The following is a 12,196-nucleotide window of genomic DNA, read 5'->3' as shown; positions in this document are numbered from 1 at the left end:
GACGTTGCCATCAATCGCGGAGCAATACGGAACGATGCGAGAGGGTTTTTCGAAACTAAACTAGCCCATGAAAAAACCCGCCGGTCCGGCTTCAGCCTGAACCCGGCGCCTCATCGGCTCGGCGTCTACTCGGCTGCGCCGCTCTCGGAAGCCAGGGTCGGGCCGGCTTCAGGCCGCCTGCGCCGGAATGTCCTGCGCAGAGCAACGTAGAAGACCGGCGTCAGGAAGAGGCCGAACAACGTCACGCCCAGCATGCCGGAGAACACGGCCGTGCCGAGCGATTGGCGCATTTCCGCGCCAGGCCCGCTGGCGATCACCAGCGGCACCACGCCCAGGATGAAGGCGAATGCCGTCATCAGGATCGGCCGCAGCCGCAGCCGGCAGGCCTCGACAGCCGCCTCGACGGCGTCAAGGCCGCGCTCCTCACCTTGGCGCGCGAACTCGACGATCAGGATCGCGTTCTTCGCCGCCAGGCCGATGAGCACGATCAGCCCGATCTGCACGAGGATGTTGTTGTCGAGACCGCGGAAGGCGACGCCCAAGAGGGCGGCCAGCACGCTGAGCGGGACGATAAGCACGATGGCGAAGGGCGTAATCCAGCTTTCGTATAGCGCGGCGAGCACCAGAAAGACGAACAAAACCGACAGGCCGAAGATGAAGACTGCCGTGTTGCCGGTCTGCCGCTCCTGGAAGGCGAGTTCAGTCCATTCGAAGGAAGTGCCCTGCGGCAGCGATTCGGCTGCGATCCCCTCCATCAGGTCGAGCGCCGTGCCCGTGGCGACACCCGGCGCTGCATTGCCCTGAAGCGGCACGGAGACATACATGTTGTAGCGTTGCACGAGCGAGGGACCGGTGACGTCGCGGATCTCGATCAGTGTGCCGAGCGGCACCAGGTCGCCGGCCGCCGAGCGCACCTTCAGCTTCAATATGTCGTCGCGATCGATGCGGAAAGCCTGGTCGGCTTGCGCCCGCACCTGGTAGACACGACCGAAGGCATTGAAATCGTTGACGTAGGCGGTGCCTAGATTGATCGACAGCGTCTCGAAGATGTTGGGGATCGGCACGTTCAGCATGCGCGCCTTGTCGCGGTCGATCGCCAGGAAGAATTGCGGGCTGGAGGCCGAGAAGGTGGTGAAGACGCCCATCAACCCGGGCGTCTGGTTGGCCTTGCCGGCGATCTCGTTGGCCAGCGCCAGAATCGGCCGCATGTCGGCGCTGTTGCGCTCCTGGAGCATCATCTTGAAGCCGCCGGAGTTGCCGATGCCCCGCACTGGCGGCGGCGGCAGCGCGATGATGAAGGCCTCCTGGATGCTTTGCAGGCTGCCAAACAGCGTGCCGATGATCTTGTCGGAAGTATCGCCGCTCTCGAGCCGTTCCTCGAAGCTCTTGAATGGCGCGAAGATCACGCCGGAATTGCTGGCGTTGGTGAATGTCGCGCCGTTGAATCCTGCGAAGGCGACGGCGTTGGCGACACCCGGCGTCTCGCGGATGATATCCGACGCCTTCTGGATGACTGCGTCCGTTCGGGCGAGCGAAGAGCCCTCCGGCAATTGCACGACGACGATCGCATAACCCTGGTCCATGTTCGGGATGAAGCCGCGCGGCACCGTCTGCAGCATGTGATAGGTCGCGTAGAGCAGGCCTGCGAAGACGAGCAGCATGGCGGCAAGCGCCAGAGTCGTGCCGACCAGTCTGTGCACCAGCCACGCGTAGCCGTCCGCCATCCTGTCGAACCCGTTGTTGAACCCGTTCGCCAGAGCGCGGCCGAACCTCGCCAGGAAGAAGTTCGAATGTTCCTCGCTGTGCGGCTTGAAAAGCACGCCAGCGAGAGCCGGCGAAAGCGTCAGCGAGTTGAATGCGGAGATCGCCGTGGAGACCGCGATGGTGATGGCGAACTGCAGGTAGAACTGGCCGGAAATCCCGGGAATGAAAGCCGCCGGAACGAAGACGGAGATCAGCACCAGCGAGATCGCGAGGACCGCGTTTCCCACTTCATCCATGGTCTTGTGCGCAGCGGCGCGCGGAGCGAGCCCCAGCCGGATGTTCCGCTCGATATTTTCCACAACCACGATGGCGTCGTCGACAACGATGCCGACCGCCAGCACCAGCCCGAACAGAGTGAGCATGTTGAGCGAGAAGCCGAAGGCGAGCAGCACGGCAAGCGTGCCGATCAGCGAGACCGGTATCGCCACGATCGGCACGATCGCCATACGCCATGACTGCAGGAACACGACGATGACGATCACCACCAGCAGGATCGCCTCGGCGATGGTGACATAGACCTCGTTGATAGATTCGGCGATGAACTCGGTCGGATTGTAGATGATCTCGTAGCCCAGCCCCTCCGGGAAATCCTCCGAAAGCTTCGCGATGGTCTCCTGGATTTCTTCCGCCGAGGCCAAGGCGTTGGTGCCCGGCCGCTGGAAGATGCCGAGCGCCACCGCCGCCTTGTTGTTGAGATAGGAATTGGTGACGTAGTCCCTGGCGCCGAGCTCTATGCGCGCCACGTCCTGCAGGGAGATCAAGCGGCCGTCCTCGGTCGACTTGACTATGACGTAGCGGAAGTCGCGCGCGTCTTCGAAGCGCCCTTGCGTGGTGACCGTATACTGGAAGGCCGAGCCGTCGCCAATCGGCGGCGCGCCGATCGAGCCGCCCGACACCTGGACGTTCTGGTCGCGCAGCGCCTGGACTACGTCGCCTGCGGTCATGCCGTAGGCGGACAGCTTTTCCGGGTCGAGCCAGACGCGCAGCGAATATTCGCGCTCGCCGAAGATCTGCACGTCGCCGACGCCGTCCAGTCTCAGCAGGACGTCGCGCACGCGCGAACGCGCATAATTCGAGACGTAGAGCTGATCATATGTGTCGTCGGGCGACAGCATATGGATGACCATCATCAGGTCGGGCGAACTTTTCGCCGTGGTGATGCCGAGCCGGCGCACCTCTTCCGGCAGGCGCGCTTCGGCGATCGAGACGCGGTTCTGGACCAGCACCTGCGCCGCGTCGAGATCGGTGCCGGGGCGGAAGGTGATGGTGAGCGACATCGAGCCTTCGCCGGACGAATAGGACGACATGTAGAGCATGTGCTCGACGCCGTTGATTTCCTGTTCGATCGGCGTCGCCACGGTCGCGGCGACCGTCTCGGCGTCGGCGCCCGGATAGGAGGCGCGCACCACGATGGTCGGTGGCGCGATTTCGGGATATTGCGCCACCGGAAGCTGCGTATAGGCGATGCCGCCGACGAGCACGAGCACGATCGACAGCACCGCCGCGAAGATCGGGCGGTTGACGAAGAAATGGGCGAAGTTCATTGCGTCTGCCCTTCGGCTTCAACCTTGGGCGGCAATTTGGTCATCTCGGGCTTGACGGTGACGCCCGGCCGCACTCGCACCAGCCCGTTGACTACCACAGTCTCTTCGCCGGTGAGGCCCTCACGGATAACGCGATAGCCGTCGATGCGCGGGCCGGTGCGGACCGGCTTGGCCGAGATCAGGCCTGCCTGGTCGACAATGAAGACGATGCGGCGGTTCTGGTCGGCGCCAATCGCCTCGTCAGGCAGAAGCACGCCCGGGTGCGGCAGCGAGCCGGGCACGTTGATGCGGCCGAACATGCCCGGCTGCAGCACGCCGTCCTTGTTGTCGAAGCGCGCCCTGGCCCGCATCGTGCCGGTAGCTTCGTCCAGACGGTTCTCGGCGAAGTCGAGCTTGCCCTTGACCGTCGCTTCATCACGGTCGGCGACACGGACAATAACATCGACGCCGCCGGCGCCCTCCTGCATGACGCCGCCGCGCTCGCGGGCGTCGCGCGCATAAGCGAAGTAGCTCCGCTCATCGATGTCGAAATAGAAGTCGATCGGGTCGATCGAGACGATGGTGGTCAGCACGGTCTGGTCGGCCTGCACCAGATTGCCCGGCGAGATGAGCCGGCGGTCGACCCGGCCGGAAAACGGCGCCTTGATCTCGGTGAATTCGAGATCGAGACTTGCGTTTTCAAGTGCCGCCTCCGCGCCGTCCAGTTGCGCTTGGGCGGCGAGATATTCGCGGCGGCGGTCGTCCAGTGTCGAAACCGGTATGTTGCCTTCGCGCGATAGAGTCTCGGCGCGCTCGAACTGCATCTTGCTGAATTCGACCAGGGTCTTGGCCGAGTCGACCTGCGCCTGCGCCTGGTTCAGCGCCGCCTTGAACGGCCGCTGGTCGATGGTGAACAGGAGGTCGCCCTGCTTGACCAGCGTACCGTCCTGGAAATGGACCCGGTCGAGATAGCCGCCGACGCGGGAGCGCAGCGAAACCTGGTCGACGGCTTCGAAACGGCCGACGAACTCATCGTCCTCGACGATATCGCGCACCAGCGGCTTGGCTACCGTGACGACGGGCGCGGGAGGCGCTTCCTGCGCCTGTGCGGCTGGGGCCGCGAGCAAGCCGAGCGCCGCGAAGGCCGCGGCGGCGAGCCATTTTGCAGGGACGTTTCTGCTGGAGGGGGCGGCCAGAGAATCGTGGCGGAGGCGTGCAGCGTGAACCATGGTTACCCCTCGTAATCGGTCCTTCATGCGAAGTCCGTAACATCTAGGCAGCGGGTGTGCCGCACAAATCAATTTTTTGTACTGACCACCACAACCGACAGCTTGCTATTGAACAAACATCGAACATCGTCAATCTTGACAAGGAAGCGGCTAACCGGGGAGCGCGAACGCACATCTCGCGTTTATCCGCTGCGTAGGCATCACCATGCGCTCGAGCTAAAAGCGGATCTGACGAGCCATTGCGCATCCCGATGTGCGGCGGTTGTGTCGGGAGGAACAGGGCCGCTATCGCATGGAGGTCCGACCTGCTTCTCATTCTGCGGTTATAGGCGGCGATATAGGCTTCGATTAAATCGGCAGATTGGACATTTGCTACACTCCGAAAACGCTATTGCACCACCCGCATAGCATTGGGACGTGACAACCGCACATCCGCTCGTCTCCTGCAGTTTGGAAAAAAGATCGTCGATAAGCGGCGCATGTATGGCGCGAACCGGTCAAGCACCTTATCGGAAGCGTGCTGCTGTGGTGCGGGCGATTTCAATCAATCTACAAGGTTCGACGCGAATCGAAGTCCGGACGGTCATTTTGCGCGCGTCCTGGAGCTTATCTCTCGACTTGGTCTGGTAAGCGCATGGCATGAATTCCACGACGAAAGGTTCGGCGAGGAAAAGTCACCACCTACTTCCATCGATGGAAGCAGGATCAGGCCTTCCATATCGACTATACATTTGTGCCTCGGAACGTTCCCATTCCTTTGTCGAACTCGGCACCTATGACGAGATCGCCATAACAAAGCTGAGCGACCACGTACCCCTCTCGGCGGACATTCGAATCCCCGTCCGCAATTGGCCTTCGCTTTAGCCAAGGCGGGCGCATCCAATCGCTCGCCGAGCAGCCCTTGCGACTTCGACAATCATCGTGCTCGCCTCGTCGAGGGCGGGCGCATTCGTTGAGCTGAAGAGTCGGGAAGGCCGCGGGATCGCCCGATGGCCGAATTGCGAGGCAGGCGTCGCAATTCCATGGATCGTTCGGGCACCTCTGACGTTATGTTGTCGCCGAGGCGGGTGATTTCATTACGGAAGGAGCAAGGCGATGAAAAAAATGCTTCTCGCAGGGTTCGTTGCCGTGTCGGCGTCGGCGTCGCTGGCGCAGACGAGCATGGCCCCCCAGCCCACGCCGCCAGCGGTCGTTCCTGCGCCGCCTGCTGCCCAGCAGCCAGGCGGGCCGGCAAATCTCTGCCAGGAACTCCTCGCCTTCATGAAGGCGCCTGCCGAAGCGGCCAGCCCGACCGCTGCTGCCCCGGCTCAGCAGTCTGGCACATCTTCTACCAGCGCAGCCGCGCCCGCCAAGCCCGAGACCGGGACGGGCTCGGCGCAGAAAATTACCGGGCAGGCTGGGGTTGCCAGCGATGCTCCACAACCGAACAAAGAGAAGGTGGCCAGCGGATCGGCGACGAACGCGCCCCAGAAGGAAAGCAGGGCCGCGCCGGTGCCCCCCTCCGATACGTCAAGCACTCCCAAGGATTCCGTGATCAATGCCGCGAAAGCGGAGGAACTGGCCGCCGCCAATGACATTGCACAATGCCAGAAGACCGCGCGGGAAATGCGAGTGGCCGGCGTCGCCATGCCGCCGCCGTTGCTTGCGCTGGCGGCACTCGACCTGCAGCATCAGCAAAAGTCCGGTGCGGCCCCTCAGGGATCTGGCAATCCACCTGTGACGGGGCAGGATCCGGCGCAGCAGGCGCCGCCGCCGCAATGAGAGCATGACTGGGAGTTTGAGCAGGTGAAAGGAGAAGGCGGGATGGGTATGATCTTGACCGGAATTGTCGTTTCGATCGCGATTGCGTTCGGGGCCGGCTATTTTCTTCTGAGCGCGCAGCAGCAACAGCCGGCATGGCAGGTTTACAGCAGCGAGAGCACTCGCGTCGGCGATCCGGGGCACAATCTGGTCGGTCAAAACTGGACGGGCGAACCGGGCGACAACTCTACCGCAGCCGCGGAGGGCGAGGAGACACCTTCCTAAGACCTACGGTCGCTGACGTGGATTTCGAGGCCCGCGCAATGAAAGCCTGCGAGCACGCCAAAAAAATGCCCGGACCAATGGCCCAGGCATTTCGATTGTGCGCAGAAGCTATTATTCGGCCGGTTCGGCCGCCGCGCGCGGCGGTATCGCACCTTTCTTCTCCTGGCTTTCGACCCAAAGCCTATGGTGCTCCTTCGCCCAGTTGATATCGACGGTGCCCGAACCCATTGCTTCATAGGCGCCTTCCATGCCGAGCGTGCCGATATAGATGTGAGCGATAATGACGGCGATCAGGATTATGCCGACAGTCGCATGAACATACTGGGCCGTCTGCATGCCGTTTATGTCGGTGAACGCGAACGGAAACAGCATGAATATGCCGGACACCGACAGCGCAATTCCGCCGAGCACGACGGCCCAGAAGATCAGCTTCTGGCCGGTGTTGAAACGTCCGGCCGGCGGGTGCGTCCTGTTGGTCCTGTCGAAAAAGCCGCCGCCTACTCTGAGCCAATGCGCGTCATGGCGATCGGGAAGGTTGTCCCAGACCCATGTCACCAGCATGACCAATATGCCGAGCATGAAAGCCCAGGAGACAAAGTCGTGGGCGTATTTCGCCCAGATCGACCAGGTTGAAAATGCATCGGCCCCGATCAGCGGCATCAACAGACGCTTGCCGAAGATAAAGTTCAAGCCGGTGATGGCCAGGATGATGAACGCCGTGGCAGTCATCCAGTGGGTCAGCCGCTCCAGAGCACCGAAGCGCAAAATCCTTACGCTCGATTCGGGCGCCAGTGTACGGATGCGGCCCCTGTAGACATAGAACAGCGCCAGCAGCAGCAAAATTCCTGTTATCGCGATGCCGCCGATCCACGGCAGCCAGCCCTCGTGGAAGCCGCGGTAATCGCGGCCTTGCGGTTGCTCGAGCAAGCCGGCGGCCGTATTGGGCAGGGTGACGCGCCCCTCGATCTTGCGCAGCTCATCAAGAAGCTGCTGTTCGTTCACCGCCTGAGCGGTCGGGTTGCTCCCGGATGGGGCTTGCGCGTACACGGGCGCCGCGACCAGCAGCGTGAGCGTCATGAACGCCGCGATAGCCTGCGGAATCAGTCGACCAAGCCTGTTGTCCGGCATTTCTGCATCCTCCGTGATAGCTCCGTTGCGCGCGGGACGAGCCCGACTGCCTCCTACACGTCGATTGTTTCCCGATAGGCCGTCTGCCAGCCCCAGGCTCCCGAACCATAGCCACGCTGCGTCACACGCTCCTTGTAGATCGCCGCGATGATCTCCCCGTCGCCGGCCAGGAGCGACTTGGTTGAACACATTTCGGCGCAAAGCGGCAGCTTGCCTTCAGCCAGCCGGTTGGCGCCGTATTTGGCATATTCGATTTCGGTGGAATCACCTTCCGGGCCTGCGGCGCAGAAGGTGCATTTGTCCATCTTGCCGCGCGAACCGAAATTGCCCACACGCGGATATTGCGGGGCGCCGAACGGGCAGGCGTAGAAGCAATAGCCGCACCCGATGCACAGGTCCTTGGAGTGGAGCACAACCGCGTCGGCCGTGGTGTAGAAGCAGTCGACCGGACAGACCGCCGCGCAAGGCGCGTCGGTGCAATGCATGCACGCCATCGAGACGGAGCGTTCGCCGGGCTTGCCGTCATTGATGGTGACGACGCGGCGCCGGTTGATGCCCCATGGTACGTCGTGCTCGTTCTTGCAGGCGGTGACGCAGGCATTGCACTCTATGCAACGATCAGCGTCGCAAAGGAATTTCATCCTGGCCATTTCTGTTCCTCCCGTTCACGCCGCAACGATCTGGCAGAGCGTGCACTTCGGCTCCTGCATGCCCGTCACCGGGTCGTAGCCGTAGGTGGTGATGCTGTTGACGCTCTCTCCCAGAACATATGGATCGGAGCCCTGCGGATAGTTGGCGCGCAGGTCCTTGCCCTGGAACCAGCCGCCGAAGTGGAAGGGCATGAACGCGACGCCGCGGCCGACGCGCTCCGTGACCAGAGCCTTCACCCGCGCCTTCGCGTTGTTCTCCGCACCATTCACCCAAACCCAGGTCCCATCGCCGATGCCGCGTTCGGAAGCATCGGCCGGGTTGATCTCGACGAACATCTCCTGCTGCAGCTCGGCCAGCCATCTGTTCGACCGCGTTTCCTCGCCGCCGCCTTCATACTCGACGAGCCGGCCGCTGGTCAGGATCAGCGGGAACGACTTGGCGATGCCCTTTTCCACCGCCGCCTGCTGCACGCTGAAGCCTATGTTCGGCAACCGGAACTGTGTGGCGTCGGGATAGGTCGGATATTTTGCGACCAGATCCACCCTCGGCGAATAGATCGGCTCGCGATGGGTGGGTACCGGGTCGGGCAGGTTCCACGCTACTGCGCGCGCTTTGCCGTTGCCGTAGGGATGGCAGCCATGGCTGAGCACGACGCGCTGGATCCCGCCTGACAGATCCGTCGACCACGAGACCTTGTTGATGTCGTCGCCGATCTTTTCGATCACGGCGCGTTCTTGCGCCGTCAGATCCTTGTCCCAGCCGAGTTTCTTGAGCACGGCCATGGTGAACTCCGGATAGCCGTCGGTGAGTTCCGAGCCTTGCGTGTAGGAGCCTTCCGCCAATAGGGTCTGGCCGTTTCGTTCGACGCCGAAGCGGGCGCGGAACGGGCTGCCGCCGTCCATGACATGCAGGCCGGTGCTGTAAAGATTGGCCGTACCCGGGTGGCGGATCTCAGGCTTGCCCCAACATGGCCAAGGCAGGCCGTAATAGTCGCCGCCGACCTCGGGATCGTCCTTGGGAGCCCGCATCGTCACCAGGTCGAACTTGTGCTGGTTCTTCATATGCGCCTTGAGCCGCTCCGGCGACTGGCCGCAATAGCCCGTCGACCAGCTGCCGCGGTTCATCTCGCGCAGCACGTCCTCCGGCACCGGACGGTCGCCCTCGACGGCTATCTTCTTGAACATCTTGTCGGCAAGCCCGAGCTTCTTCGACAACAGATAGATGACCTGGTAGTCGTCCTTCTGCTCGAAGCTCGGCTTCACGATCTGCTCACCCCACTGGATGGCCCGATTTGAGGCGACGCGCGAGCCTGACGTCTCGAATTGCGTGCAGACCGGCAACAGATAAGTGTTGTCCTTTCGCCCCGCCTCCACCGCCAGCGATGCCCAGGTCGTGGGATGGGGATCGGCGACGACAAGCAGCTCCAGGCCTGTCAGGCCTTTCATCGAATCCGGGATACGGGTGATACTGTTGCTGGCGTGGCCCTGAATGAACATGGCGCGCATGCTGTCGCGCTGCGCTATCTTGTCCTTGGGCAGCGAGACGGAATCGAACCACCTTGTCAGCGGTATGCCCGGGGTTTCCATGGCATCCTTCGAGTCGAACTGGCTCAGCAGGTCCTCGTAGGGGATCTCCCAAACGCGCGACCAGTGCTTCCAGGCGCTTTCCGTCAGCCCGTAATAGAAGGGCAGGGTGACCACATCGAGCCCGATATCCGTCGCGCCCTGGACGTTGTCATGGCCGCGGAAGATGTTCGCGCCCGTCCCCGGCTTGCCGACATTGCCGGTGGCGAGACACAGTATGCAACTTGCGCGTGTATTGGCCGTGCCAACCGTGTGGTGTGTCTGGCCCATGCACCAGATCATCGTCGACGGCTTCTGCGTGGCGAACATCTCGGCGACACGCTTCACCTGATCGCCAGGCACGCCGGTGATCTGTTCAACCTCCTCCGGCGTGTATTTCGCGACTTCCTTGCGGACCTCATCCATCCCGTAGACGCGCTGCGCGATGAATTTCTTGTCCTCCCAGCCGTTCTCGAAGATGTGCCATAGCATGCCCCACAACAGCGCTATGTCAGTGCCGGACCGGAACCGGACGTACTCGGTCGCATGGGCGGCGGTGCGCGTGAAACGGGGATCGATGACGATCAGATTGGCCTGGTTGAGTTCCTTGCCTTCCAGCAGATGCTGCATCGCTATCGGATGCGCCTCAGCCGGGTTGCCGCCCATGATGATCATGGTCTTCGAATTGCGGATATCGTTAAAGGAGTTCGTCATCGCGCCGTAGCCCCAGGTGTTGGCTACGCCGGCGACGGTCGTCGAATGACAGATGCGGGCCTGGTGGTCCTGATTGTTTGTTCCCCACAGCGCCGCGAGCTTGCGGAAGAGATAGGTTCCTTCGTTGGAAAACTTGGCCGACCCCATCCAGTAGACGGATTCCGGGCCGGACTTTTCACGGATCTCGAGCAGTTTGTCGCCAATCCCATTGATTGCGTCGTCCCAGGAGACACGCTCCCACTGCCCTGCGGTGAGCTTCATCGGGTATTTCAGCCGGCGGTCGCTGTGTACGAGCTCGCGTACGCTTGCGCCCTTGGCGCAATGGGAGCCGCGGTTGATCGGGCTGTCCCACGAAGGCTCCTGACCGGTCCAAACTCCGTTCTGGACTTCGGCGGTAACGGTGCAGCCGACCGCGCAATGGGTGCAGACGCTTTTCTTCAGTTCTATGGGCACGCCCGGCTGCGGCGGACTGATGGCCGCCGCCTTCTGAACGGTGCCGAGCTGGAACGACCCGAGTGCAGCCATTCCGCCGGCCGCGAGACCGGAACGGCGAAGGAAGGTTCGCCGGTCGATGGGAGCGGAGGCGACCGTGCCCATCAGTGTGTGCAATCTTGTGCGGCTCGCCTGACCGCTCTTGCGCTTGGTCAGCATGGCGCCCTCATTTCTTCAACGTCTCATAACCGTTCACACGGTAGAATGCCTTGACGTGCTCGGTCTCGCGGTAGCGAGCCCTCGTCTCCTCCTCACCGGGATCGTAAGCTTGCGCTTCTCCTGGGGTGAGCGTCACGGCGGCGGCGGCCACGGCGGTAGTGGATGCGCCGCCGAAGGCGCGAAGGAAACTGCGGCGGTTCATTGCCGTCTGTTGCTTTTCCTGCATCTGCCTTCCTCCCTATGCGTCGACGCGATCAGGTCACGAGCTTGGTCGCGCCTCCATGGCAAAGCCTTCGGCTTCGATGTCGATGAAAATCCGCCCCAACGCGCCGACTGCCCGGTAAAACCTGGCCGAGGCCGCGTTTTCCAGATCGGCCAAGAAACGGCTCGCCCACGGCGCGATGTGACGTTCAAAGAAGTCCCGCTCCTCGCCGGCGGGAACCACGAAATGGGTGGCGGCAAAGCCGCTCATGATCTCGAACAGCGTGCCGAGATGATCTTCCGGGTCAAAATGACCGTCCGCGCGTTCAAGGCCGAGGCGCCTCATGTCCCCGCGCAGGCGGGCAAGCGGCCGTTCGTTGAGAAAGCCGGTCAGGTAGTAGGAGGCGTAGGGAACGAGTTCGCCGCGCCCGACCCCGATGAAGAGCTCGAAATACTCGCGACTGACGGCAACCGGAGAGGCTGAAGAAGCAGCCTGGCCGAGTGCGGCATGAGCCTTGCCGAGCGGGGTCTCGGCGTCGCCTCGCAACCCGGAAAGCCGCGCCATGAGGTTTGCATCCGGAGCGGCCAGGAGAAGCGTGGCGAGCAGCGCGTACTCATCCGCGCGTGCGCTGTTCACGTCGTTGACGTCAGCATCTTCTACGCCGGGAACCAGAGCGTCAGCTCCGAACGACGTGCCGATTGCCTCCTCCAGGCGCAAGTCTGGGTTCATCTACTGACCTCGACCGTG

At 62.5% G+C, this 12,196-nt stretch carries 9 protein-coding genes; 2 read left to right on the top strand and 7 right to left on the bottom strand.

Features of this window, described 5'->3' with window-relative positions; translation table 11 throughout:
• Window positions 1-125 precede the first annotated feature (125 nt).
• Complete coding sequence (locus AC0L2C_RS05625) at window positions 126-3,308, bottom strand: efflux RND transporter permease subunit (RefSeq protein ID WP_128246326.1); 3,183 nt, start codon at window positions 3,306-3,308, stop codon at window positions 126-128.
• A complete protein-coding gene (locus AC0L2C_RS05620; RefSeq protein WP_473522925.1) occupies window positions 3,305-4,516 on the bottom strand; it encodes an efflux RND transporter periplasmic adaptor subunit in 1,212 nt (403 codons plus the stop codon). Before AC0L2C_RS05620 ends, AC0L2C_RS05625 begins: the two co-directional genes overlap by 4 nt.
• Window positions 4,517-5,611: 1,095 nt before the next feature.
• On the opposite strand from AC0L2C_RS05620, the gene AC0L2C_RS05615 reads away from it, so the two are divergent.
• Together AC0L2C_RS05615 and AC0L2C_RS05610 are read left to right on the top strand one after the other, a co-directional pair.
• Complete coding sequence (locus AC0L2C_RS05615; protein WP_473522924.1) at window positions 5,612-6,277, top strand: hypothetical protein; 666 nt, start codon at window positions 5,612-5,614, stop codon at window positions 6,275-6,277.
• A 42-nt stretch (window positions 6,278-6,319) separates the two neighbouring features.
• Entirely contained in the window at window positions 6,320-6,541 is a 222-nt protein-coding gene (locus AC0L2C_RS05610) for a hypothetical protein (protein ID WP_091597645.1), read from the top strand.
• Window positions 6,542-6,652: 111 nt separating this feature from the next.
• Here AC0L2C_RS05610 and AC0L2C_RS05605 read toward each other — a convergent pair whose 3' ends face one another.
• From AC0L2C_RS05605 to AC0L2C_RS05585, 5 genes are read right to left on the bottom strand one after another with little or no spacing between them, the layout of a single operon-like run.
• Window positions 6,653-7,669 (bottom strand): formate dehydrogenase subunit gamma, encoded by a 1,017-nt coding sequence (locus AC0L2C_RS05605; RefSeq protein WP_473522923.1) that lies wholly within the window; start codon window positions 7,667-7,669, stop codon window positions 6,653-6,655.
• A gap of 53 nt (window positions 7,670-7,722) precedes the next feature.
• Window positions 7,723-8,319 (bottom strand): formate dehydrogenase FDH3 subunit beta, encoded by a 597-nt coding sequence (gene fdh3B / locus AC0L2C_RS05600; protein ID WP_027151217.1) that lies wholly within the window; start codon window positions 8,317-8,319, stop codon window positions 7,723-7,725.
• A 15-nt stretch (window positions 8,320-8,334) separates the two neighbouring features.
• The gene (locus AC0L2C_RS05595; RefSeq protein ID WP_473522922.1) at window positions 8,335-11,247 is read right to left on the bottom strand and encodes a formate dehydrogenase subunit alpha; all 2,913 of its coding nucleotides are present in this window, start codon (window positions 11,245-11,247) and stop codon (window positions 8,335-8,337) included.
• 7 nt (window positions 11,248-11,254) lie between these two features.
• Complete coding sequence (locus tag AC0L2C_RS05590; RefSeq protein ID WP_023797596.1) at window positions 11,255-11,473, bottom strand: formate dehydrogenase; 219 nt, start codon at window positions 11,471-11,473, stop codon at window positions 11,255-11,257.
• A 33-nt stretch (window positions 11,474-11,506) separates the two neighbouring features.
• Window positions 11,507-12,178 carry a TorD/DmsD family molecular chaperone gene (locus AC0L2C_RS05585; RefSeq protein WP_023797597.1) on the bottom strand — a complete coding sequence of 224 codons (672 nt, stop codon included), beginning with the start codon at window positions 12,176-12,178 and terminating at the stop codon, window positions 11,507-11,509.
• Window positions 12,179-12,196: the final 18 nt, after the last annotated feature.

The organism is Mesorhizobium sp. WSM4845 (genome assembly GCF_055811455.1).
This window is presented reverse-complemented; position numbering and strand designations above follow the sequence as displayed.